The organism is Aquabacterium sp. G14 (genome assembly GCF_037482285.1).
Classification (GTDB): Bacteria; Pseudomonadota; Gammaproteobacteria; order Burkholderiales; family Burkholderiaceae_C; genus Aquabacterium.
This window is the reverse complement of record NZ_JBBEYB010000006.1, coordinates 121,730-143,675: the sequence shown is the minus strand read 5'-3', so window position 1 is coordinate 143,675 and position 21,946 is coordinate 121,730. Positions and strand designations below refer to the sequence as shown.

Annotated in this window: 23 protein-coding genes; 17 read left to right on the top strand and 6 right to left on the bottom strand. The window is 64.5% G+C overall.

Features of this window, described 5'->3' with window-relative positions:
- Window positions 1–226: 226 nt before the first annotated feature.
- Window positions 227–1,897 (bottom strand): M48 family metalloprotease, encoded by a 1,671-nt coding sequence (locus WIT60_RS08775; protein WP_339583563.1) that lies wholly within the window; start codon window positions 1,895–1,897, stop codon window positions 227–229.
- Between the two features lie 119 nt (window positions 1,898–2,016).
- On the opposite strand from WIT60_RS08775, the gene moaC reads away from it, so the two are divergent.
- Window positions 2,017–2,493: a cyclic pyranopterin monophosphate synthase MoaC gene (gene moaC / locus WIT60_RS08770; protein ID WP_339583562.1), complete on the top strand. Its 477-nt coding sequence runs from the start codon at window positions 2,017–2,019 to the stop codon at window positions 2,491–2,493.
- A gap of 36 nt (window positions 2,494–2,529) precedes the next feature.
- On the opposite strand, the gene WIT60_RS08765 is transcribed toward moaC, so the two are convergent.
- The gene (locus tag WIT60_RS08765) at window positions 2,530–4,329 is read right to left on the bottom strand and encodes a PglL family O-oligosaccharyltransferase (RefSeq protein ID WP_339583561.1); all 1,800 of its coding nucleotides are present in this window, start codon (window positions 4,327–4,329) and stop codon (window positions 2,530–2,532) included.
- A 223-nt stretch (window positions 4,330–4,552) separates the two neighbouring features.
- On the opposite strand from WIT60_RS08765, the gene hpf reads away from it, so the two are divergent.
- The 3 genes from hpf to hprK all read left to right on the top strand — a co-directional run bounded on the left by hpf (window position 4,553) and on the right by hprK (window position 6,662).
- Complete coding sequence (gene hpf / locus WIT60_RS08760) at window positions 4,553–4,903, top strand: ribosome hibernation-promoting factor, HPF/YfiA family (protein ID WP_339583560.1); 351 nt, start codon at window positions 4,553–4,555, stop codon at window positions 4,901–4,903.
- Window positions 4,904–5,162: 259 nt separating this feature from the next.
- Complete coding sequence (locus WIT60_RS08755; protein ID WP_339583559.1) at window positions 5,163–5,633, top strand: PTS sugar transporter subunit IIA; 471 nt, start codon at window positions 5,163–5,165, stop codon at window positions 5,631–5,633.
- A gap of 66 nt (window positions 5,634–5,699) precedes the next feature.
- On the top strand, window positions 5,700–6,662 hold the full coding sequence (gene hprK, locus WIT60_RS08750; RefSeq protein ID WP_339583558.1) for an HPr(Ser) kinase/phosphatase: 963 nt from the start codon (window positions 5,700–5,702) through the stop codon (window positions 6,660–6,662).
- Between the two features lie 29 nt (window positions 6,663–6,691).
- Here hprK and fur read toward each other — a convergent pair whose 3' ends face one another.
- Complete coding sequence (gene fur, locus WIT60_RS08745) at window positions 6,692–7,147, bottom strand: ferric iron uptake transcriptional regulator (RefSeq protein ID WP_339583557.1); 456 nt, start codon at window positions 7,145–7,147, stop codon at window positions 6,692–6,694.
- A 138-nt stretch (window positions 7,148–7,285) separates the two neighbouring features.
- Here fur and WIT60_RS08740 point away from each other — a divergent pair, with 138 nt between their 5' ends.
- The 5 genes from WIT60_RS08740 (at window position 7,286) to WIT60_RS08720 (ending at window position 11,505) form a co-directional block, all read left to right on the top strand.
- Window positions 7,286–7,834 (top strand): outer membrane protein assembly factor BamE, encoded by a 549-nt coding sequence (locus WIT60_RS08740; protein WP_339583556.1) that lies wholly within the window; start codon window positions 7,286–7,288, stop codon window positions 7,832–7,834.
- 83 nt (window positions 7,835–7,917) lie between these two features.
- Entirely contained in the window at window positions 7,918–8,754 is an 837-nt protein-coding gene (gene dapB / locus WIT60_RS08735; protein ID WP_339583555.1) for a 4-hydroxy-tetrahydrodipicolinate reductase, read from the top strand.
- Between the two features lie 23 nt (window positions 8,755–8,777).
- On the top strand, window positions 8,778–9,428 hold the full coding sequence (locus tag WIT60_RS08730) for a MotA/TolQ/ExbB proton channel family protein (protein ID WP_339583554.1): 651 nt from the start codon (window positions 8,778–8,780) through the stop codon (window positions 9,426–9,428).
- Between the two features lie 12 nt (window positions 9,429–9,440).
- Window positions 9,441–9,875 (top strand): ExbD/TolR family protein, encoded by a 435-nt coding sequence (locus tag WIT60_RS08725; RefSeq protein WP_339583553.1) that lies wholly within the window; start codon window positions 9,441–9,443, stop codon window positions 9,873–9,875.
- A gap of 130 nt (window positions 9,876–10,005) precedes the next feature.
- Complete coding sequence (locus tag WIT60_RS08720; protein WP_339583552.1) at window positions 10,006–11,505, top strand: AMP nucleosidase; 1,500 nt, start codon at window positions 10,006–10,008, stop codon at window positions 11,503–11,505.
- Window positions 11,506–11,554: 49 nt separating this feature from the next.
- Here the strand turns inward: WIT60_RS08720 and WIT60_RS08715 are convergent, their stop codons facing one another.
- Complete coding sequence (locus WIT60_RS08715; RefSeq protein ID WP_339583551.1) at window positions 11,555–11,872, bottom strand: HigA family addiction module antitoxin; 318 nt, start codon at window positions 11,870–11,872, stop codon at window positions 11,555–11,557.
- A gap of 150 nt (window positions 11,873–12,022) precedes the next feature.
- On the opposite strand from WIT60_RS08715, the gene WIT60_RS08710 reads away from it, so the two are divergent.
- Window positions 12,023–12,796 (top strand): Crp/Fnr family transcriptional regulator, encoded by a 774-nt coding sequence (locus tag WIT60_RS08710; RefSeq protein ID WP_339583550.1) that lies wholly within the window; start codon window positions 12,023–12,025, stop codon window positions 12,794–12,796.
- An 11-nt stretch (window positions 12,797–12,807) separates the two neighbouring features.
- On the opposite strand, the gene purT is transcribed toward WIT60_RS08710, so the two are convergent.
- Complete coding sequence (gene purT / locus WIT60_RS08705; protein WP_339583549.1) at window positions 12,808–14,061, bottom strand: formate-dependent phosphoribosylglycinamide formyltransferase; 1,254 nt, start codon at window positions 14,059–14,061, stop codon at window positions 12,808–12,810.
- Window positions 14,062–14,162: 101 nt separating this feature from the next.
- Here purT and WIT60_RS08700 point away from each other — a divergent pair, with 101 nt between their 5' ends.
- Entirely contained in the window at window positions 14,163–14,948 is a 786-nt protein-coding gene (locus WIT60_RS08700; RefSeq protein WP_339583548.1) for a 5'-methylthioadenosine/adenosylhomocysteine nucleosidase, read from the top strand.
- A gap of 63 nt (window positions 14,949–15,011) precedes the next feature.
- Complete coding sequence (locus WIT60_RS08695) at window positions 15,012–15,314, top strand: Mpo1-like protein (protein WP_339583547.1); 303 nt, start codon at window positions 15,012–15,014, stop codon at window positions 15,312–15,314.
- 90 nt (window positions 15,315–15,404) lie between these two features.
- Here the strand turns inward: WIT60_RS08695 and ssb are convergent, their stop codons facing one another.
- Entirely contained in the window at window positions 15,405–15,923 is a 519-nt protein-coding gene (gene ssb / locus WIT60_RS08690; protein ID WP_339583546.1) for a single-stranded DNA-binding protein, read from the bottom strand.
- Window positions 15,924–16,087: 164 nt separating this feature from the next.
- Here ssb and WIT60_RS08685 point away from each other — a divergent pair, with 164 nt between their 5' ends.
- The 5 genes from WIT60_RS08685 (at window position 16,088) to WIT60_RS08665 (ending at window position 21,877) form a co-directional block, all read left to right on the top strand.
- The gene (locus WIT60_RS08685) at window positions 16,088–16,852 is read left to right on the top strand and encodes a class II glutamine amidotransferase (protein ID WP_339583545.1); all 765 of its coding nucleotides are present in this window, start codon (window positions 16,088–16,090) and stop codon (window positions 16,850–16,852) included.
- Complete coding sequence (locus WIT60_RS08680; RefSeq protein WP_339583544.1) at window positions 16,849–17,304, top strand: acyl-CoA thioesterase; 456 nt, start codon at window positions 16,849–16,851, stop codon at window positions 17,302–17,304. The genes WIT60_RS08685 and WIT60_RS08680 overlap by 4 nt, the downstream gene beginning before the upstream one ends.
- A gap of 92 nt (window positions 17,305–17,396) precedes the next feature.
- Complete coding sequence (gene recQ, locus WIT60_RS08675) at window positions 17,397–19,256, top strand: DNA helicase RecQ (protein WP_339583543.1); 1,860 nt, start codon at window positions 17,397–17,399, stop codon at window positions 19,254–19,256.
- A gap of 210 nt (window positions 19,257–19,466) precedes the next feature.
- Window positions 19,467–20,504 carry a porin gene (locus WIT60_RS08670; protein WP_339583542.1) on the top strand — a complete coding sequence of 346 codons (1,038 nt, stop codon included), beginning with the start codon at window positions 19,467–19,469 and terminating at the stop codon, window positions 20,502–20,504.
- Window positions 20,505–20,797: 293 nt separating this feature from the next.
- The gene (locus WIT60_RS08665) at window positions 20,798–21,877 is read left to right on the top strand and encodes a porin (protein WP_339583541.1); all 1,080 of its coding nucleotides are present in this window, start codon (window positions 20,798–20,800) and stop codon (window positions 21,875–21,877) included.
- Window positions 21,878–21,946: the final 69 nt, after the last annotated feature.

Genomic DNA, 21,946 nt, shown 5'->3' with positions numbered 1-21,946 from the left:
TGATACCGAAGATGGCGGATGTCCGTTGGCAGGCGACACGAGACCCATAAAAAAATACCGCCAAGAGGCAGGCCCCTTGGCGGTGAAGGAAAAGAAGGTGGAGCCCCACACCCCACCTACACCATGGCTGGTGTCGCTGGCGCGGACAAGGTGACCTCGTTCGCGCTTGCTGCTATGTTAATGCGAATCATTCGCAACTATAGCAAGACCATGCAGGGAAAGTGGTTTAGCGTTCGTCGCGCAGGTCATCGCGCTGTTGACGCTGCCACGCCTTCAGTCGTGCGTCCATCACGCTGAGCTCGATCACGTCGGCCGCATTCGGACGCCGGAAGCGCTGATGGGCGCCCTGAATCCGCTCAATGGCGCCCGGCAGGTCCCCCAGCGCGGCCGCGGCTTCGGCATCGGCGCGGATCGCGCGCAAGGGCTGCTCCAATCGACGCCACAGCTCGGACAGCAGTGCCCAGGCCGCGGCATCTTGCGGGTGCGCGCTGACGTGGGTCTGTAGCCGGTTGGCGGCGTCACGCCATCCGTCGACCTGGCTGGTGCTGTCAGGTTGTGCCAGCGCCAGTCGAGCATGCAGCAGCAACTCCGGGCGGCCAGCCTGTGGCGCCGTGACGGGGGATGGGGGGGCGGGGCGCATCAGCGTGGCGGCAGCTTCGGCGGGGCGCTGTGCCTCCAGCAGGCCTTCTGATTCGCTCAGTGTCAGGATGCGCCACACCAGCGGCTGCTGGGTCGCCGGCAAGCTCAAGGCTGCCTGGCGTGCCTGAGCCATTGCCGCCGCCGCGCCACTCACTTGCCCGATGCGCTGCTTGGCCAGCGCAACCGTGTAGTGCAGACGCACCTGCGCCAAGGGGCGCGCCTCCTCGGCGCGGGTCAGGTTGCTCAGCCGGTGCAGGGCGTCGCTGCGCGGGTCCATCAGCACCTGCGCGCGGGCAGACATCAGCGCATGCCAGGCCGCACGCTGGTGCTCCGAGGGTTGAGCTCGCAGGGCCTGGGTCCAGCCATCCAGCCCCATGCGGGCACGTGCCTCCCCAATGCGCTCACTGGTCAGCGGGTGGGTGCGCAGGTAGGGGAAGCTGCCGTCGTCATTGAGGCGCGAGGCCTGTTGCAGGTGTTCGAACATGCGCGCCATGCCACCGGGCTCGAAGCCTGCCTCGGACAGCACCGTGAAACCCACGCGGTCGGCCTCGCGCTCCATGTCGCGCGAAAAATTCAACTGTCCCTGGATGGTGGCGGCCTGCCCACCATAAATCAGCGCCTGTGCGGCCGCCGGGTTGCGGCTGGCCGCCAAGATGCCCAGCACCATCGAGGCCATGCTCATCCACGAGGTGCGCGCCTGCTGCCCCATCATGCGGGCAATGTGCCGTTGGGTCACGTGCGACAACTCGTGCGCCAGCACCGAGGCCAGCTCGTCGGTCGTCGTGGTCATCGCCATCAGACCCAGGTGGACGCCGATGTAGCCCCCCGGCAACGCAAACGCGTTCACCGACTTGTCTCGCACCAGGAAGGGCTCCCACGCGTGACTGTCTTCCAGATCCGGGCCGATCTCTCCCCGTTGCCGTGCCGCGCTCAGCAAGTCGCCCCACAACGCTTGCACGTACTCCAGCAGCAAGGGATCGTCGATCACGGCCGGGTCGCCGCGGATGGCACGCATGATGCGGTCACCCAGTCGACGCTCGGCCCGAGCTGACAGGTCTTGTCCGACCGAGTCACCCAGGGCAGGCAAGGTCACGGGTGCCGCCGGGACCGTGGGGCTGTCGGCCAGGGCCCCGGTGCTCAGCGGGGCGGCACAGCACGCCACGATCATGGCCAGGGCCCAGCGCCGCGTGCTGCGCGAGGGGGCATGCGGGCCGCAGGTGCGGTTGGTGCAGGCAGTCGGGATGGGGGGCAGGACCATGAACACAAAACTCGAATGGAACGGTGCAGTATGCTGCGAAGCCACGGCCTTGAGAGCCTCAGGGCGTCTCAAAGTTCGGTTTCCTGACTGTCTTTACGCAGCTTTGCTGTTCGCCGCCCATGACCGAGTTGACCCATTTCGACCCCCAGGGCCAAGCCCACATGGTGGACGTGTCTGCCAAGCCCGCCACCGTGCGCGTGGCGGTGGCGCAAGGCCGCATCGTGATGCTGCCCAGCACGCTCGCCCTGATCGCTGAGGGCCGTGCCGGCAAAGGCGATGTGCTCGGTGTGGCACGCATCGCCGCCATCCAGGGTGCCAAGCGCACCGCCGACCTCATTCCACTGTGCCACCCGCTGGCCCTGTCCAAGGTAGCCGTTGAGTTTGAGCTGGACGAGGTCGCCAGTTCGGTCACGTGCCGCGCAACCGTACAGACCGTGGGCCCCACGGGCGTCGAGATGGAGGCCCTCACCGCCGTGCAGGTGGGCCTGCTCACCATTTACGACATGTGCAAGGCCGCTGAAAAAGGCATGGTCATCACCGACGTGCGGCTGCTGGAAAAGCAGGGCGGCAAGTCCGGGCACTGGCAGGCGGCTTGAGGCGCGATCGCCACCTGTGCGGCCATCTGCCCGCCATCAGGGCAACAACGTGCGCCAGGGGTAATGCCGCTGGGGCGGCGCACATTGGAACGGCGCCGTGCCTGCTGCTGCTGGCGGACGCTCGCAAGCCGCGAAGAAAGCCTTGGCCGACCCGTTGCGGAATTCCTTGAGGCGAGCCACGACGAAGCGCGCCTTGTCGACCTCGCCATGCTCGGCCAAAGACCGGGCATAGGCCATCATCAGGCGGGCGTCCAGCAGGTTGTGCAGTGTGCGGCGGAAGGCCTGCGGGGGGCGGCTGGGCTCGTCATCCCCTCCCACGGTCACATCGGCGTAGTCCGCCTGGTAGCCCCACCACGGCATGGGTTTGGCAAAGGCAATGCGGCGCTCCAGCGTCGAGGCTCCGGGGCGGGGTGCGTAGATGTTGGCGGCTGCCTGGTAGTCCAGCGCGCACCACAGGGCCATCACGGCCATCACCACGCCGCCAGCGGTCCGCCAGCGTGGCAGGCGGGAGACCGAAGCGGCGGTGCCCACCCCCTCCCGAGCCCCCAGCCCGAGCCCCCATGCAAACGCCGTGGGCAGCAGGAAGTAGCTGTACCACAGCGGGTACTCCAGCAAACTGTGCAGGCCTGCCGTCGTCACGATCACGGCCGCGGCGCCCACGGTCGCGGGCTCGCCGGTGCGCCGTTCGGTGTCGGTGCCGGGGCGCACCAGCGCCCACCAGCCCCATAGCGCCAACAGGCTCAGCACGATGGCCGCCGGAATGCCCAACTCCACGGCCCATTGCAGGACCACGTTATGGGTGTGGTCGAAAAAGGCCAGCGGCCGATCTGGAAACGGGGTCAAGGTCCAAGCCAGGTTGAATTCTCCGTAGCCCACACCCCACCATGGGTGTTGCTGGATCAGGCTCAGCACATTGGCCCAGATCTTGAAGCGCGACGACGAAATGTCGCTGCCATCGTGCAGCCGTGCCTCGCCCGCAAAGGCCACCGTTCGGTCGGCATGGGACAGCCACCACATGCCGCCCCACCAGGCAGCGTACAGCAGTGGTGCCGCAGCCAAGGTCAGGCGCAGCACACGAGGCAGGCGTCGGTCGAGCAGGCCCCATGCGCTCAGGAATACCATGGCCACCATGCCGGTGCGCGACGCGGTCCACACGATGCCCGCAATGCACAACGCCACGCCCAGTGCGGCCAGCGCTGGACGCAAACGCTGGCGTGCACCCAGCCAGGCAAAACCGGCCGAGGCAAACACCAGCAAGGTGCTGAAGTGATTGGGCTGGCGCAGATTGCCGACCGCACGGCCGGCCATATTGGGTCGGGCGATCAGCGTGCCATCGGCCCATTCGGGCATGAACACCTGCACAGCAGCCAGCAGCAGACCCACGCCGCCGGCCACGGCCAGCGCACCGAAGAACAGTTCGGCCATCGTGTCGCGGCAGGCCGCTTGTCCTTGTGCCCAACCGCTGCGCAGGGCCAGCAAGGCGGCCAAGCTCATGCCGCCGCCCATCAAGCTCAAGCCCACCGGCAGCGTGCCGAACACACTGGCGCCGAAGGCTGCCAGTGCCAAGGCGCCCAGCATGCCAGTCAGGCCCCAGCCAGCAGCCTGGCCGCGCGTGGCGGTGGTGGGCACGGCCAGCGGCGAGCCGCCCATCCATGCCAGCCACAAGCCCCAGCCCAGCACGGCCAGCGCCTGGTTGTAAAAGGTCACGGAAGGCGGGTCGTGGGCGGCAATCAGCGTCGGGGCCACAACGGCCAGCAGCGCCCACGCCCATCCGGCCGGAGTCGGGGCCACAGGCGTGCGCCCCAGAGGCGAGTTGCCAACATCAGGTGTGCTCATGGGCCGCTATTGTCAGGCCTTCGCCGCGCTTCGATTGACCTGTCTCAACAGACAAAATCTTTTCTCCCTCCAGGGCGCGTGATCCAGACAAACCCCCATGTCACGCCCTTGTCATCAGGCTTGGAGATGGGCACACTGGATTCCCGGGTGGCACTTTATGCACCGCTCAGGTGCACAGTCAGCCGGTTGTTTTCAACACCCCCTGCTCTCGAAAGGAGGCAGTATGAATTTGACGATCAGTGGCCACCATCTTGAAGTGACTCCAGCCCTGCGCGAGTACGTCATGACCAAGCTGGAAAGAGTGACCCGTCATTTCGATCAGGTTGTCGATGTGAACGTCATCCTGTCCGTGGAGAAACAAAAGGAAAAGGAACGTCGCCAGAAGGCTGAAGTGAACCTGCATGTCAAAGGCAAGGACATTTTCGTGGAGAACGCCCACGAAGACCTGTATGCCGCCATTGATCAACTGATGGACAAGCTGGATCGCCAGGTTTGTCGTCACAAGGAACGCACCCAGGATCACCACCACGAATCCATCAAGCACCATGACCTTGGAATGGATGCCATGCAATAAGCACGCGGACGACCGCGTGGCGAGCAGTGTGCTTGGTGCGACCTGATTGCGGGTCGCCAGCGCAGGTGAGCACCAAGTTGACGGCCCCTCTGGGGCCGTTTTTCATGGGGTGCCAGGCCGTGGTGGGCGCGCCCCTTGCTGCGGCGCAGCATTCGGCGCACAATTGCCCGCCAAGGGGTTCACTTTTTCCTATAATCCGCCGCTCACCCCTCCCCGTCGCCGGGGCAAGGCCTTTGCTGCCCAGCCTGCTTGTACTCAGATGAACCGTCTTTCCGCCATCCTTCCCGTCAGCCAGGTGCTGGTGGACGTGGACGCCACGAGCAAAAAGCGCGTCTTCGAAGCGGCAGGCCTGCTCTTTGAGAACCAGCATGCCATTGCGCGGGCCACGGTCACCGACAACCTCTTTGCGCGGGAGCGCCTGGGGTCCACGGGACTGGGGCATGGCGTGGCGATCCCGCATGGCCGCATCAAGGGCCTGAAACACCCCCTGGCAGCGGTCATCCGCCTGAGCCACCCGATTCCCTTCGATGCCCCGGACGACGAGCCCGTCAACCTGCTGATCTTCCTGCTGGTGCCCGAGGCAGCCACACAGAGCCACCTTGAGATCCTCTCCGAGATCGCAGAGATGCTCTCCAACCGTGAACTGCGTGAGCGCTTGCGCGCCGAGGCCGATGCCGCCGAGGTGCATGGCCTCATTGAACGCTGGCAGCCCCTCAAATCGGTAGCCTGACGCAGCTGCGGGTTCGCGGTTGCGGCATCATGAGGTTCCGAGAAGGACGCCCCCAACCTTATGCCCGTGAGCCTCAAAGACCTTGCCATCATCAGCGCCGAGGCGCTGTTCGAAGCCAACCGTGCGGCCTTGCACTGGGAATGGGTGGCCGGACACGCCCACCCCGAGCGCCGGTTTGACGAAGCGGCCGTGCAGTTCGCCCAGTCGGCGGCGGATCTGGTGGGCTACCTCAACTACATCCACCCCTACCGGGTGCAGATCGTCGGGCGACGCGAAACCGCGTACTTCTCGAATGCCACCCCCGAAGACCAGGAACGCCGCATCCAGCGCATCGTGACCCTGGAGCCTCCCGTCGTGGTCGTCGCCGATGGCGAGGCGCCTTCCGACAAGCTGATGGCCATGTGCGGCCGCGCGGGCATCCCGCTGTTCGTCACGCAAGAACCGGCCGGTCACGTCATCGACGTGCTGCGCGGCTACCTCACCCACCATTTCGCTGAGCGCATCACCCGTCACGGGGTCTTCATGGACATCCTGGGTTTGGGCGTGATGCTCACCGGCGAGTCCGGCCTGGGCAAGAGCGAGCTGGGTCTGGAGCTCATTTCGCGCGGTCACGGTCTGGTGGCCGACGATGCCGTCGACCTGTACCGCGTTTCACGCACCGCCATCGAAGGCCGCTGTCCCGAACTGCTGCAGAACCTGCTCGAAGTGCGCGGCATCGGCCTGCTCGACATCAAGGCCATCTTTGGGGAAACGGCGGTGCGTCGCAAGATGCGGCTCAAGCTCATCGTGCACCTGGTGCGCAAGGAGACCATGGAGCGCGAGTTCGAGCGTCTGCCCTACGAACCTCTGTACGAAGAGGTGATGGGGGTGGCCGTGCGCAAGGCCGTGATCGCGGTGGATGCCGGGCGCAACCTGGCTGTGCTGGTCGAGGCTGCCGTGCGCAACACCGTGCTGCAACTGCGCGGCATCGACACCTACAAGGAATTCACCGAGCGCCACCAGCGCGCCATGGAGCGCGGCGGGCTCTGAACGCGGCGCGAGGCAGGCCGCGCGACGCCTCAGCCGTGGTGGTGTACGTGACCGCCGGTGCCGCCCTTGCTCTGGCATTCCGGGCGGTTGCAGACCACATACAGTGACAGCGCGTGGTCCTGCAGTTTGTAGCCGCGTTCTTCCGCGATCTGCTGCTGGCGACGCTCGATTTCGGCGTCGTAAAACTCCTCGACGCGACCGCAGTGCACACACACCAGATGGTCGTGGTGTTGCCCTTCGTTGAGTTCGAACACGGCCTTGCCGGCCTCGAAGTGGTTACGCGACAGCAGGCCGGCCTGCTCGAACTGCATCAGCACCCGGTACACGGTGGCCAAGCCGATGTCCGACCCATCGTTGAGCAGGATCTTGTAGACCTCTTCGGCCGTCATGTGGCGTTGTTGGGCCTGTTGAAAGACCTCGAGGATCTTGATGCGGGGCAAGGTGGCCTTGAGCCCGCTGCTCTTGAGTTCTTCTGCGTGATTCATGGTGGGCTCCATCGTGCGGGCAGTTCCTGAGCGGCCCCGCTAGAATGCCCAATGATATCGACATGGCTTCGACCTTTGAAACCGTCGGGCCATCTTGGTGCGCCTTTTGTGTCCTTTCGTATGAACCGAGCCTCCCCCATGACGCAGACCCCGCTTCGCCGAGTCCTCCTTGCCTTGGCCCCCGTCGTGCTGTTGACCGCCTGTGGCAGCACGGGCAACGTGTCTTGGAGCAAGCCCGAGACCCTGTTCGGCTTGCTGGAGCCCTACCGCGTCGACGTCGTGCAGGGCAACGTCGTCACTCAGGAGGTGATGGCCTTGATTCAGCCAGGTTTGGGCCGTGCGCAGGTGCGCGAGATCCTCGGAACCCCCTTGCTGGCGGACCCCTTCCACGCGAACCGCTGGGACTATGTCTTCACCATCCGTCGCCAAGGCGTAGCCGACCAGAAGCGCACCATCACCGTTTTCTTTGAAAACGACGTCGTGGCCCGCTTCGATACGGCCGAACTGCCTTCCGAGAACGAATTCGTCGCCTCCATCGCCAAGCCCCTGGATCGCAAGGACCCACCCGCCAACCTGACGCCCGAGCAGATTGCCAAGCTGCCCGCGCCGCCTCAGGCCCAGCCAGTGGCCCAGCTTCCCCAGGGCGCGGCACGCGCCTATCCGCCGCTGGAAGGCGGCAGCCGCTGAGCCTGCAGCAGGCCTCCGTCTCTTGTCTTGTCCTTCAGGTTCCGTACCACGGGACCTTTCCTGATCGTTCACCGAGAACCCGCATGAGCACCGCCGCTTCCCCCTCCACCAGCCACCCCCACCACGCCATCGCGATCGCGGGCGCATCGGGCCGCATGGGGCGCATGCTGATCGAAGCCATCCAGAACGCGCCGGACGCGCGCTTGGCCGGCGCCCTTGACATCCCGGGCAGCCCGGCCCTGGGGGCCGATGCCACCGCCTACCTGGGGGTGCAAAGCGGTGTCGTCATCACCTCGGACCTGCGCGAGGGGCTGAAAAACGCCAAGTACCTCATCGATTTCACCCGCCCCGAAGGCACTTTGGCGCATTTGCGTGTTTGCCGCGAACTCGGGGTCAACATGGTGATCGGCACCACGGGCTTCACCGACGAGCAGAAGGCCGAAATCAAGGACGCCGCGCGCGACATCGCCATCGTCATGGCCCCCAACATGGCCGTGGGCGTCAACGTCGTCTTCAAGCTGCTGGCACAGGCGGCCAAGGCCCTCAAAGAGGGCTACGACATCGAGATCATCGAGGCGCACCACCGCCACAAGGTCGATGCCCCAAGCGGCACGGCGCTGAAGATGGGCGAGGTGGTGGCCGAGGCCGTCGGGCGCGACCTCAAGGAATGCGCCGTGTATGGCCGTGAGGGTGTCACCGGTGAGCGCGACCCGTCCACCATCGGCTTTGCCACCATCCGGGGTGGTGACGTCGTGGGTGACCACACCGTGTTGTTTGCCGGCATTGGTGAGCGCATTGAGATCACGCACAAGTCTTCCAGCCGCGCCACCTATGCGCAGGGCAGTTTGCGTGCCGTGCGCTTCCTGGCACACCAGCCGCATGGCCTGTTCGGCATGGACGACGTGCTGGGGCTCAAGTAACACCACCTTCGCGAGGGCGCCCCATGCAGGCTTTGGCACCGTTCTGGCAGCAAGCCGACACCGTGGGTCGTGCGGTGGCCCTGGTGCTCCTGATGCTGTCCATCAGCACCTGGGCCGTCATCTTCTGGAAAGCCTGGCTGCTGGCGCGGGCGCGTCGCGACCTGCGGGTCGGCACCGTGGCTTTCTGGCGTGCTGCCGACCTGGCCTCGGCCCGCTCTGCCCTGCAAACGCTGGACCGAGACGGCGTGTTGCTGCCCTTGGTTGACGCGGTGCAGGCACCCGAGGCCCCCGGCACTTTGGCCACCCGTGCCATGCCCGAAGCACAACTCACCCGTCGGCTGCGAGACAGCCTGCAAGGCGTGCTCTTGCGCTTGCAGGCTGGTCAGGTGCTCTTGGCCTCGGTGGGCGCCGTTTCTCCCTTTGTGGGGCTGTTCGGCACGGTATGGGGCGTCTTTCATGCCATGCAGGCCATCGGCGGCTCGGGTTCGGCTGGTCTGGATCAAATTGCCGGCCCCGTGGGCGAGGCGCTTGTCATGACCGCTGCCGGCCTGGCGGTGGCCATCCCTGCGGTGCTCGCCTACAACCTGTTTGGCAAACGCATCGCTGCGTGCGAGGCTGACCTTGAAGGCTTTGCGCTCGACCTGCGCGACACCTTGCTCGTCCGTCCCGACTGAGGTGCCGTCACCATGGCATTTGGCCGCCTGACCCGCCCCCAGGGGCAACGCCCCTTCAGCGACATCAACATGACGCCGCTCATCGACGTCATGCTGGTGCTGCTCATCATTTTCATGGTCACGGCGCCGCTGCTGGGGGCCCGCTTGCCGCTTGATCTCCCCCAGACCGATGCCCCGGTCACCACCGCACCGTCGGCCACCTTGCAAGTCACCTTGCGTGCCGATGGCCGCCTGTACCTGGACGAGCAAGCCAGCACCCTGGCTGCGCTGTCAGACCGGGCCCGCGCCCTGGCACGCCAGCGCCCGGATACCGAAGTGCAGTTGCGTGCCGACCAGAGCGTGCCCTACGGCCGTGTCGCCGAGCTCATCGGCGCGATCCAGCAAGCGGGCTTGCAACGCGTGGCTTTCGTCACCGAAGCGCCGCCCGAGACGGGCGTGCGGCCCTGAGCGTCAGCCCAGACGCAAGGGGGTGTCGGCTGGACACGACAGCCGCTCCCGCCGCGGGCCCTGCGCCCTGGCGCGGACGCCGTGATGCGGCGCACAATGGTTTCACGTTGACTGTTGGTCAGGACCTGAGATGGCTGCCCCGAAGTTCCCCACCCAGCGATTCGACCAGGCCGATGCGGCCCTGGCCTACGTGACCCAGCTCTACGACGCCCAGATCGCGCACCTGCGCCAGTCGCTGCAGCGCTTCGTGGCCGGTGAAAATTTCCGCCAGCCCGTGCGGGGCAAGTACCCCTTCGTGCGTGTGCACACCGACACCGTTGCCCGCGCCGACTCGCGCCTGTCCTACGGCTTTGTGGCCGGTCCCGGCACTTACGAGACCACGCTGACCCGCCCCGACCTGTACGCCGACTACTACCGCGTGCAGTTCGAGCTGCTGCTGGCCAACCACGGGGTCTCGCTGGAGGTCGGGTTGGGTGGAGATCCGATCCCCATCCATTTCAGCCTGGGGGAACACCAGCACTTGGAAGGCAGTCTCACGCCTGAGCGGCGCTTGCTGTTGAGTGACCTGTTTGACCTGCCTGATCTGGCCTCGATGGACGATGGCATCGCCAATGGCACCTATGAGCGACGGGGGGGGGCACCTCGGCCGCTGGCGCTGTTCACCGCACCGCGTGTGGACTACTCATTGCACCGCCTGCGCCATTACACCGGCACGTCGCCCGAGCACTTCCAGAACTTCGTGCTGTTCACGAACTATCAGTTCTACATCGACGAGTTCGTTCGCATGGGGCACGAATTGATGCGCCGTGCGCCCGATCCGGCCCATCCACGCGACGATGACGATTGCATTGCGTTCATCGAGCCAGGCAACGTCATCACGCGCCGAGTGGGGCAGGCTGTCGAGGTCATCGACGCTCAGGGGGCGGTGCCACCTCGCTTGCCGCAGATGCCCGCTTACCACCTGATGCGCAAGGACCGCAGTGGCATCACCATGGTCAACATCGGGGTGGGGCCGGCCAATGCCAAGACCATCACCGATCACATCGCGGTGCTGCGTCCACATGCCTGGATCATGCTGGGCCACTGTGCGGGCCTGCGCAACTCGCAGCAACTGGGGGACTATGTGCTGGCCCACGGCTACGTCCGTGAAGACCATGTGCTCGACGAAGACCTGCCGCTGTGGGTGCCGATTCCGCCGCTGGCTGAAATCCAGTTGGCGCTGGAAGGCGCGGTGGCCGATGTGACGCAGCTGCATGGCTACGAACTCAAGCGCATCATGCGCACCGGCACGGTGGCGTCCACCGACAACCGCAATTGGGAGTTGCTGCCGCAGCGCGAGCCCGAGCGGCGTTTCAGTCAGAGCCGTGCGGTGGCGCTCGACATGGAAAGCGCCACCATCGCGGCCAATGGCTTTCGCTTCCGCGTGCCCTACGGCACCTTGCTGTGTGTGAGCGACAAGCCGCTGCACGGTGAGCTCAAGTTGCCGGGCATGGCCAACCAGTTCTACCGCGAGCGGGTCGATCAGCATCTGCGCATCGGTCTGCGCGCCATCGAGCGTTTGCGCAGCGAGCGTGCCGGACAACTCCACAGCCGCAAGCTGCGCAGCTTTGCCGAGGTGGCTTTTCAGTGAGGCCGATGACCTGACGTGGCACGGTCGCCCGTCAGGTTGGCCCTGGCGATCACGCAGCCTTCAAGGCGGTGGGCATGGCGTCCGCAGGTGCCACTTCACGTCGGATCTGCTCGCCCGCCAGTTCGGCGGCCACGCGCAGGTCATAGGCGGTTTGCAGGTCCATCCAGTACTGCGGCGTGGTGCCGAAATAACGTGCCAGGCGCAAGGCCGAGTCCGGGCTGATGCCGCGACGCTCACGCACGATGTCGTTGACGCGGGGGGCGGGCACATGCAGGCGAATGGCCAAGCCGCTGGCCGACAGACCGTAGGGCTCCATGAACTGCGTGCGCAGGATGGCACCGGGGTGAGCAGCTGGTGTGGTCGTCATGAGGGCTGAGGGTGGGTTCAAATCGTTACGCAGCCGATCGTATGGGGTTTTCCCTTGCGCGTTTGTCAATTTCGAGACAATTTGATGTGCCCCATCTAACTCGGCTGAAATTCGTCCGAAAATCTCGGACTCATCAACGATGACCACCCCATGAAACCGCGTTCGGAGCCCACCCCCGCCAGCCTCTTGCCGGCTCTCCAGACGCACCTGTGGTTTGCCAGCTGTCCTGCGGCATTCCAGGAGGCGCTGGTGGCGCGGTCGCGTCTGGTGTACTTGCAGGCCGGAGAGAGCCTTTTCAGCCGCGGCGGGCCGCCCGAGGCGCTGTGTTGTGTGGTCGCGGGAGCCTTGCGTCTGGGGTCGGTCAATCCGGTCGATGGGAGCCCCCGATTGATGTTGTACGCCGAGCCCTATCACTGGTTTGGTGAAATCGCCCTCATCGACCAGTTGCCGCGCAGCCAGGACGCCGTGGCCGACATCGCCTCGACCGTGTTGGTTGTCTCACGTCCCTTGCTGGAAGCTTGGCTGGATCTGCATCCTCAGCACTGGCGTGACCTGGCGCGGCTGGCCTGCGGCAAGTTGCGCTTGCTGCTCACTGCGCTGGAAGACAACGCCAGCCTCTCGCTGGAGCAGCAGTTGGCGCGTCGTCTGTTGTTCTCGGTCACCAATTTCGGCCAGGCCACGCAAGGGGCGGCGCGTCGCCATGTGCGCTTGCCGCAGGCCTACCTTGCGCGCATGCTGGGTGTCTCACGCCAGACCATCAACAAGCTCTTGCGCGCCATGGAGCGCGAGCGCGTGCTGGCCCTGCGTTACGCCGAGATCGAGATCCTCGACATCGCTGCGTTGGTGAGCAAGGCTGGGTCCATCGACCCCGCCTTGATGCAAACCATCGACTTCATGGCTTCGCCCCCCGTGAAACCGGCCTGAGGGCCGAAGCGTCACACCGGTTGCGCCGCTTTCACGCGGACCCGGCTGGCCGCCAGACGGGCCTTGGCACGGGCTTGATCGATGTCATGGGCCGTGGCCAGGGCCACCCCCATGCGTCGTTTCACGAAGCTTTCAGGCTTGCCAAACAGGCGTACATCGGTGCCAACTTCGGCCAGGGCTTCGGCCACGCCTTCGAACACCACGTCCTGGGCGTCCACGCCGCCATAGATCACCGCCGAGGCGCCAGGTGCTCGCAAGGTGGTGTCCACGGGCAGCCCCAGGATGGCCCGTGCGTGCAATTCGAACTCGCTTTGCGTCTGGGTGCTCAGCGTGACCAGCCCCGTGTCATGTGGACGTGGGCTCACTTCGCTGAACCACACCATGTCCCCCTTGACGAAGAGCTCTACCCCGAACAGGCCCTGTCCGCCCAGGTTGTCGGTCACGGCGCGGGCAATGTCACGGGCGCGTTGCAAGGCGGCCGGGCTCATGGGATGAGGCTGCCAGCTCTCCACGTAATCTCCGCTGACCTGCAGGTGGCCGATCGGCTCGCAAAAATGCGTCGTGACCTGGTTCGATGAGGCGTCACGCCCTGCGGCGCGCACGGTCAGCTGCGTGATCTCGTAATCGAAATCGATGAATCCTTCCACAATGACCCGACCATGGCTCACTCGCCCGCCGGCCATCGCGTAGTCCCAGGCAGCCGCCACGTCGGCGGGCGTGTCGATCTTGCTCTGTCCTTTGCCCGAAGAGCTCATCACTGGCTTGACGATGCAGGGGTAGCCAATTGCCGCCTGGCCGTCGCTGCCCTCGATGGCCGCCTGCAACTCGGCCAGAGAGTCGCAGAAACGATAGGGGCTGGTCGGCAAGCCGAGCGTCTCGGCGGCCAGCCGGCGGATGCCCTCGCGGTCCATGGTCAGTCGGGCTGCGCGTGCGGTGGGGATCACCCGCACCACGCCGGCGGCTTCCAACTCTTCGAGCACAGGCGTGGCAATCGCCTCGATCTCGGGCACCACCAGATGCGGGCGTTCGGCTTCAATCAGCGCACGCAATTGCACCGGGTCGCTCATCGTGATCGTGCGGGCGTGATGCGCCACCTGTTGTCCCGGCGCGTGGTCATAGCGGTCCACCGCGATGGTTTCGACGCCCAGACGCTGCAGGGCAATCAGCACCTCCTTGCCCAACTCGCCCGAACCCAGCAGCATGACGCGGGCGGCAGAGGGCGACAAAGGCGTACCCAGGGGGAGAGACTGAAGGGCGTTGGACATGGGCGATTCCTGTCGGTCAAAAATGAGGGTATGGGTGGCAAAAGGCCACGCGGGCGTGAAAGCAGCGATGATGGCGGGGTTCCAGCCAACTGCCATTTTCCATGTTGTCGACCCCTGGCCGCATTGGCGTGATCGCCGCCCTGCCTGAAGAACTCCAATCCTTGCTGGATGCCATGCCCGATGCCCAGGCGATCGAGCGGGCTGGCCGCACCTTTTGGGTGGGTCATCTGCAAGGGCGTGACATCGTGGCCGTGCTGTCGCGCATCGGCAAAGTGGCTGCGGCCACCACCACCACCGTGTTGCTCACCGAGATGGCGTGTCGCCAGATCATCTTCACCGGCGTGGCGGGTGGCCTGGGACCGGACGTGAGGGTGGGGGATGTGGTCGTGGCCGACGCGCTCGTGCAGCACGACATGGACGCGTCTCCGCTGTTTCCACGCTATGAACTGCCCGGTCTGGGCGTCAGCCACCTGCACCCTCCAGTCGACCTCACTGCCCGCGTCCACGAGGTGGTGTCCGAAGCCCTGAGCCCACAGGCTTTGAGCGTCAATGGTCCGCTGAAGGATGTGCACCTCGCTTCGCTGGGCCTGGGGTTGCCTCGCGTCCATCGTGGCCTCATTGCCAGTGGGGACCAGTTTGTCAACGCGGCAGCTGACTGCGACACCTTGCGCCATCACTTGCCAGGCGTGCTGGCCGTTGAGATGGAGGGGGCCGCCGTGGCCCAGGTCTGCCACGACTTTGACACACCGTATGTGGTGCTGCGCACCATTTCCGATCGTGCCGATGAGTCGGCGCACATCGATTTCCCGCGCTTTGTGCGCGCGGTGGCCTGTCGCTACGCTCTGGTCATGATCGAAGCCCTGCTGCGACCGGACCGCGGGTCTTGACGAATGGAGCGCAGCGGCGTGCTGCGGCATGCTGTGCGCACCGCATCAGGCGCAGGAGCCGTCATGAGCCGCTACACCTCGTTTCGCGACTTTTATCCTTTCTATCTGTCTCAGCATGCCAACCGCACTTGCCGCCGCCTGCACTTCGTGGGCTCGTGGCTGGTGCTGATCGTGCTGTTCTCGGCGATCACGACGGGCAATTGGCTTTGGTTGTGGGCCTTGCCTGTGCTGGGTTACGGTTTCGCCTGGGTGGGGCATTTCTTTTTCGAGCGCAACCGCCCGGCCACCTTCACCTACCCTCTCTACAGCCTGATGGGGGATTGGGTGATGTTTTGGCAGACGTTGACCGGCAAGCTGCGCTTCTGACGTTTCAGGCGCAAAAAAAGCCCGAAGGCCAGAGGCCATCGGGCGGACCGGCGCGCATCGCTTGAGGGATGCGCGGAGGCACTGTTCAAATCAGAACGGAATGTCGTCGTCCATGTCGTCGAAGCCTGTCGACGACTTGGGCGCGGGGGCTGGCGCCGGACGCGGTGCGGCGCTTGGTCGAGCCGCTGGACGGCTCGGTGCCGATGGCGCTTCCTGGCTGTAGTCTTCGGGGTTGCCGCCTTGGCCGCCACCGTAGCCACCGCCGCCGCTGCTCTCACGGCCGCCCAGCAGTTGCATCTGCTCGGCCACGATTTCGGTGGTGTAGTTGTCCTTGCCGTCCTTGTCCTGCCACTTGCGGGTCTTGAGGCGGCCTTCCACGTACACGGGGCGGCCCTTCTTCAGGTACTCGCCCGCGATTTCGGCCAGGCGGTCGTAAAACACGACACGGTGCCATTCGGTCTCCTCGACCTTGTCGCCGCTGTTCTTGTCTTTCCAGTTGCGGGTGGTCGCCACCGACACGTTGCACACGGCCGCGCCGCTGGGGGTGTAACGCACTTCGGGGTCGCGGCCCAGGTTGCCGATGAGGATGACTTTGTTGATGGAGGCCATGGCCTGATTCCTGATGGGTGATGGTTGGTTAAAAAGGGTGCCGTTAGTTAGCCCGGCGATTATGACCGCTGACCTCGACCTGTCCAGTCCTCAGGAAGAGGGCCCTCCTTCAGGTGAGCTTGGTATCCTTCGTGCCATCACCCTTTTTCTTGCAGGATTTCGCCATGTGTGAGCTGCTGGGCATGAACAGCAACACGCCCACCGACATCGTTTTCAGCTTCTCGGGCTTTGCCACACGTGCCACCGAACACGCCGATGGCTTTGGCATCGCTTTCTTCGAGGGGCGGGGTGTGCGCCTGTTCGTCGATCACCAGGCCGCCGTGTCATCGCCTGTGGCCGAGCTGGTCAAGCACTATCCCATCAAGAGCCTCAACACCATCGCCCACATCCGCAAGGCCACCCAGGGGCAGGTCTCGCTCGAAAACTGTCACCCCTTCGTGCGTGAACTGTGGGGGCGTTACTGGGTGTTCGCCCACAACGGCAACCTGGTCGATTTCCACCCCAAGTTGCACGCTACCTTCAAGCCTGTGGGCGACACCGACAGCGAGCGGGCCTTTTGCTGGCTCATGCAGGAGCTCGCCAAGAGTCACGCCTCCATGCCCTCGGTCACTGAACTGAACCACACGCTGGGCGAACTGGTGCCGCAGGTGGCCCGCCACGGTACCTTCAATTTCATGCTCAGCCAGGGCGAGGCCCTGTGGGTGCATTGCTCCACCCATCTGCACTACCTGTTGCGTCAGCATCCCTTCGGCCACGCCCGCCTGCAGGACCAGGACATGGAAGTGAACTTCGCCGAACACACCCAAGCCGGTGACCGTGTGGCGCTGGTGGCCACCCAGCCGCTGACCCTCAACGAAGACTGGGTGGCCATGCACAAGGGACAGCTGCTCGCCTTCGTGGGTGGGCAGCCGGTAGACTCAAGTTCATGAGTGCCGAGACCTTGAACTGGGACCGTCCCCAGCCGCCCTACACCCTGAGCGTGACCGTGCAGCCGCAGCACATCGATGTCATGCGCCACACCAACAACGTGGTCTACCTGCAGTGGCTGGAAGACATCGCCTGGGCGCACTCCGCGGCCTTGGGGCTCGGGCCCCAGGAGTACGAGGCCCTGGGCCATGGCATGGTCGTGCGCCAGCACGAGCTCAACTACCTGGCCGCCACACGGCTGGGTGAGCGCATCGTGCTGGGCACCTGGCTGACCCGTGCCGACAAACTGACACTGCAGCGACACTACCAGTTCATCCGTGAAGACGATGGGCTCACCGTGTTCCGCGGCCGCTCCGAATTCGTTTGCGTGGACATCGCTGAAGGCAAGGTCAGGCGCATGCCATCGGCCTTCATCGCCGCGTACACCGGCGCCGTGGTGCCGGACCACGCTTAAGAGGGCGCCCGGAAGACGGAGCGAGGCAGGGCGGGAGCCATCACAATACCGGTTTGCCTTGCCGGCCTTTCTTTCTACCTGTGACCGCCCCCGTGCCGCCTGTTTCCGACGACTCCTCCCGCTCGCCGCTGGCCATCCTGCAGGAAGTCTTTGGCTACACCGCCTTCCGGGGGCAACAACAGGCCATCGTCGACCACGTCACCGCCGGGCACGATGCGCTGGTGCTGATGCCCACGGGCGGCGGCAAGAGCCTGTGTTACCAGGTGCCCGCCATCGCCCGCCACCGGGCGGGCAAGGGTGTCACCATCGTCGTCTCGCCCTTGATTGCGCTGATGCACGACCAGGTCGGCGCGCTCGAAGAAGTGGGCGTGCACGCCGCCTTCCTGAACAGCACCCTCAGCCTGGAAGACACCCAGCGCATCGAACGCGAGATGATGGCCGGCCGCATGGTGATGCTCTACGCGGCGCCCGAGCGCGTCACCAACCTGCGTTTTCAGGCGCAACTGGCCAGCCTGCACGAGCGCGGCCTGCTCAGCCTGTTCGCCATCGACGAGGCGCACTGCGTCAGCCAGTGGGGCCACGATTTCCGTGAAGACTATTTGCAGCTCAGCATGCTGCACGAGCGCTTCCCCGATGTGCCGCGCCTGGCCCTGACCGCCACCGCCGACGACCACACCCGCGCCGACATGATCGAGCGCCTGCAACTGCAGGACGCCCGCGTCTTCATCAGCAGCTTCGACCGTCCCAACATCCGCTACACCCTGGTCGAAAAGGACAACCCGCGCCAGCAACTGCTGCGCTTCATCCGCGACGAGCACGACGGCGACGCCGGCATCGTCTACTGCCAGAGCCGTCGCAAGGTGGAAGAAACCGCCGACTGGCTGAACCAGCAAGGCCTCACCGCCTTGCCGTATCACGCTGGCCTGGACGCCAAGGTGCGCCAGCGCCACCAGGACCGCTTCCTGCGCGAAGACGGCATCGTCATGGTGGCCACTGTGGCCTTCGGCATGGGCATCGACAAGCCCGACGTGCGCTTTGTGGCCCACCTGGACCTGCCCAAGAACATCGAAGGCTACTACCAGGAGACGGGGCGGGCAGGGCGCGATGGCGGTGACGCCGACGCCTGGCTCACCTACGGCCTGGCCGACGTGGTCAACCAGCGCCGCATGATCGACGAAAGCCCGGCCGCTGACGACTTCAAACGCATCCAGCGCGGCAAGCTCGACGCCTTGCTGGCCCTGGCCGAAGCCCACGACTGCCGCCGCGTGCGCCTGCTGAGCTATTTTGGCGAGGAGAGCCAGCCCTGTGGCAACTGCGACAACTGCCTGCGCCCGCCCGCCACCTGGGACGGCACCGACGCGGCCCGCAAGCTGCTCAGCTGCATCTACCGCTTCTGGCAGCATGGCCAGCAGCGCTTTGGCGCCGGCCACCTCATTGACGTGCTGCGCGGCAAGGAGACCGACAAGGTGCAGCAATACGGTCACCAGAGCCTGAGCACCTTCGGCGTGGGCGCCGACCTGTCCGAAAACCAGTGGCGCGCGGTGCTGCGCCAGCTCATTGCCCTGGGCCATGTGGTGGCCGAGGGTGAGTACAACACCCTGGCGCTGACCGAGAGCGCGCGTGCCGTGCTCAAGGGCGAGGTGCAACTGACCCTGCGGGAAGCCGCCGAGGCCCCGCGCCGCAGCAAGGCCGGCAAGGGGGCGGGCAAGCCTGCCGCGCCAGCCGACCTGACGGGCGACGCACTGGCGCGCTTCGCCGACCTGCGCGCCTGGCGTGCCGAGGTTGCACGCGAGCACAACCTGCCGGCCTACATCGTCTTCAACGACGCCACGCTGGCCGACATGGCTCGCGTCGCGCCCCAGACTTTGGGTGAACTGGGGCAGATCAGCGGCGTCGGGGTCAAAAAGTTACAGGCGTATGGCGAGCAGATTCTGCGGGTCCTGAAACCCTGAACCTCGCCCAAAAGTGTTGCTGTTGGGCAACGAAATTACGTAAATTTCGGTCGCTCCCTAGGGGGAGGCCACGGATTTGTCCGGCTTTGGCTTGGCCCGACGCGCGTTTACTGTGCAGAATCAGCCCATCAGCTTCGGCTTGCGCCCCAACATGGCGTGACAACGCACCAAGCGCGTGCTGATGAATCCCTGAATCAAAGGAGAACCTGAATGTGCGCTAAAAAGAATCTGATCGCTGTTGCAGCTCTGGCTACCCTGGCTGTGTCGGCTCAAGCTCAATCGAGCGTGACCCTGTACGGTAACGTTGACGTCGGTCTGACCTCCATTAAGACCAAGAACTCTCCTGCCAAGGCTACCGACAGCACCGTTAACGGCGTGACCTCCTCGATCCTGACCGAAAGCTTCTTTGGTCTGAAGGGTCAAGAAGATCTGGGTGGCGGTCTGAAGGCTATCTTCAAGCTGGAAAGCTTCATTGACGTGGACACCGGTGCTACCACCGCCGGCAACTTCTTCGGCAAGAACGCCTATGTTGGCCTGGCTGGTGACTTCGGTACCGTGAAGCTGGGTAATCAAGAAAGCCTGTTCAAGACCGAAGCTGCTGCGTTCGACGCTTTCGGTGTGTCGCCCGTTCTGGCGGTTTCCAAGCTGTTCGTAGGCAACACCCTGGGTGGTAGCTGGCAGAACGCCATCGGCTACACCTCGCCTAGCCTGAGCGGCCTGACCCTGTCGGCTCAGCACAGTGCTCGCGAAGGCAACACTGGCAAGAGCACTGTTACCGTTAACGGTGGTGCAACTGCCGTGTCGGCCAACTACACCGCTGGCGCCCTTGGCCTGTCCGCTGTTTACGGCGATGTTCGCAGCACCAACGCTAGCGCTGCTAACTCGCAGCAACAAGCATGGTTGCTGGGTGCTTCGTACGACTTCGGTGTTGTGAAGGCTTTCGCTCAGTACGGCCAGAACAAGGCTGAAAATGCCGCCGGTGCAGAAACTGGCAAGGACAAGTTCTACCAACTGGGCGCCGTGGTGCCTGTGACCCAAGCCGGTGCCGTGCACGCTGCTTACGGTCAAATCAAGAACGACAACGCTGCAGCTGCCGACACCGAGTCGCGTAAGTTCTCTCTGGCTTACCACCACACCCTGTCGAAGCGCACCGGCGTTTACGCTGGCGTGGCTTACACCAAGGCTGAAGTTGGCAGCGCTGAGACCAAGACCACTACAATCGCTGCTGGTCTGCGTCACGCCTTCTGATCGGTGTCAGGTCGATCTGGCCTGATACTTTGATCACCAAAGCGCCCTTCGGGGCGCTTTTTTTTTGACCTCAGAACGCACCAGATGAGGGATGTTTGTCCGATTTGATGTGGCGATGTTGGTGCTTGTGGCGCGGGCGACACACATTGCGCATCGCTGTGGTGCGGGTTGGCCCAGTCTTTGCTTTCTGCTTGGCGGTGAGACGCTTCCCTCTCACAATCGTCTCAAGGGCGGCGTGACAAACCCGTGACGCACCCCGGCTTCATTCCCCATTTCATTGCTAGGAGAACTTGATGTTTGCAAAGAAGACCCTGGTGGCTGCGGCCGCCCTGCTGGCTGTCGCTGGCGCTGCTCAAGCCCAATCCAGCGTCAAGCTGTACGGCTACATCGAAGCCTCGGTGGGCTCGTTCGAAGATTTCTCGCTTGCCTCCTCGGGAACCTTGGTCGGCGCCACCACCAGCCGCGCCACCAAGGTGGAGAGCGGCAACATGATGACCAGCTACATCGGCCTGTCCGGGTCTGAAGACCTGGGTGGTGGCTTGAAGGCCGAGTTCGTCCTGGAAAGCTTCTTGGCTGGTGACACGGGCGGCAATGTGCCCAATCTGGCGGGTGGTTTCTGGGGGCGTGGTTCGTGGGTGGGTCTGAGCGGTGACTTCGGTCGTGTGGCATTGGGCCAGTACGACAACGCCTTCTTCACCATGGGCCTGCTGTACAACCCCTTCGGCTCGTCCATGACTTTCTCGCCGACGATGGTCTCCTACTACAGCCTGGCTGGCTTCGCCGCTCCCAGCCTGGGTTACGACACCGGTTGGGTGAACTCCATCACCTACGAAACCCCGAATTTCGGCGGCTTCACTGCTTCGTTGCAATTTGCGCCGAAGGAGACCTCGGGCGGTAGTGACGTGAAGAACGCCTACGCGCTGTCGGCTGCATACAATGCGGGCCCGTTGAGTGTGATGGGCGTCTACACCAGCAGTGGTAATACGGGTAGTGCGGCCTACACCAAGGTCCAGAAGAACTTCGGTCTGGGTGCCAGCTATGACTTCGGTGTGGCAAAGTTGTCCGCCCAATACTCGCAAGTCAAGGATGAAACCGCTGGCGCTGACAGCAAATCCAAGTTCTTCCAGGTGGGCGCCACGATTCCTGTCACAGACAATGGCAACGTGATGGTCTCCTACGGTCAAACCAAGTACGAAGACGGTTTCCTCGGTTTGGCCGATGGCAAGCTGCAACAGTTCTCGTTGGGCTACGACCACTCGCTGTCCAAGCGCACCGGTGTGTACGCTGCACTCACCACCAAGAAATTGAAGGACGCTGGTTTGGCTGATGACTCGGCCAACATCTTCGCCGTGGGCCTGCGTCACGCCTTCTAAAGTCATTCTTCCTTGGATGTTAGGGCGCCTTCGGGCGCCCTTTCTCATTTTGGTGCGATCAAATGTCGC

Excerpts from the sequence above, each read along its gene's own strand:
- WIT60_RS08775 (WP_339583563.1), bottom strand. The coding sequence starts at position 1,897 with ATGGTCCTGCCCCCCATCCCGACTGCCTGCACCAACCGCACCTGCGGC.
- moaC (WP_339583562.1), top strand. The coding sequence starts at position 2,017 with ATGACCGAGTTGACCCATTTCGACCCCCAGGGCCAAGCCCACATGGTG.
- WIT60_RS08765 (WP_339583561.1), bottom strand. The coding sequence starts at position 4,329 with ATGAGCACACCTGATGTTGGCAACTCGCCTCTGGGGCGCACGCCTGTG.
- hpf (WP_339583560.1), top strand. The coding sequence starts at position 4,553 with ATGAATTTGACGATCAGTGGCCACCATCTTGAAGTGACTCCAGCCCTG.
- WIT60_RS08755 (WP_339583559.1), top strand. The coding sequence starts at position 5,163 with ATGAACCGTCTTTCCGCCATCCTTCCCGTCAGCCAGGTGCTGGTGGAC.
- fur (WP_339583557.1), bottom strand. The coding sequence starts at position 7,147 with ATGAATCACGCAGAAGAACTCAAGAGCAGCGGGCTCAAGGCCACCTTG.
- WIT60_RS08740 (WP_339583556.1), top strand. The coding sequence starts at position 7,286 with ATGACGCAGACCCCGCTTCGCCGAGTCCTCCTTGCCTTGGCCCCCGTC.
- dapB (WP_339583555.1), top strand. The coding sequence starts at position 7,918 with ATGAGCACCGCCGCTTCCCCCTCCACCAGCCACCCCCACCACGCCATC.
- WIT60_RS08730 (WP_339583554.1), top strand. The coding sequence starts at position 8,778 with ATGCAGGCTTTGGCACCGTTCTGGCAGCAAGCCGACACCGTGGGTCGT.
- WIT60_RS08725 (WP_339583553.1), top strand. The coding sequence starts at position 9,441 with ATGGCATTTGGCCGCCTGACCCGCCCCCAGGGGCAACGCCCCTTCAGC.
- WIT60_RS08720 (WP_339583552.1), top strand. The coding sequence starts at position 10,006 with ATGGCTGCCCCGAAGTTCCCCACCCAGCGATTCGACCAGGCCGATGCG.
- WIT60_RS08715 (WP_339583551.1), bottom strand. The coding sequence starts at position 11,872 with ATGACGACCACACCAGCTGCTCACCCCGGTGCCATCCTGCGCACGCAG.
- WIT60_RS08710 (WP_339583550.1), top strand. The coding sequence starts at position 12,023 with ATGAAACCGCGTTCGGAGCCCACCCCCGCCAGCCTCTTGCCGGCTCTC.
- purT (WP_339583549.1), bottom strand. The coding sequence starts at position 14,061 with ATGTCCAACGCCCTTCAGTCTCTCCCCCTGGGTACGCCTTTGTCGCCC.
- WIT60_RS08700 (WP_339583548.1), top strand. The coding sequence starts at position 14,163 with ATGTTGTCGACCCCTGGCCGCATTGGCGTGATCGCCGCCCTGCCTGAA.
- WIT60_RS08695 (WP_339583547.1), top strand. The coding sequence starts at position 15,012 with ATGAGCCGCTACACCTCGTTTCGCGACTTTTATCCTTTCTATCTGTCT.
- ssb (WP_339583546.1), bottom strand. The coding sequence starts at position 15,923 with ATGGCCTCCATCAACAAAGTCATCCTCATCGGCAACCTGGGCCGCGAC.
- WIT60_RS08685 (WP_339583545.1), top strand. The coding sequence starts at position 16,088 with ATGTGTGAGCTGCTGGGCATGAACAGCAACACGCCCACCGACATCGTT.
- WIT60_RS08680 (WP_339583544.1), top strand. The coding sequence starts at position 16,849 with ATGAGTGCCGAGACCTTGAACTGGGACCGTCCCCAGCCGCCCTACACC.
- WIT60_RS08670 (WP_339583542.1), top strand. The coding sequence starts at position 19,467 with ATGTGCGCTAAAAAGAATCTGATCGCTGTTGCAGCTCTGGCTACCCTG.
- WIT60_RS08665 (WP_339583541.1), top strand. The coding sequence starts at position 20,798 with ATGTTTGCAAAGAAGACCCTGGTGGCTGCGGCCGCCCTGCTGGCTGTC.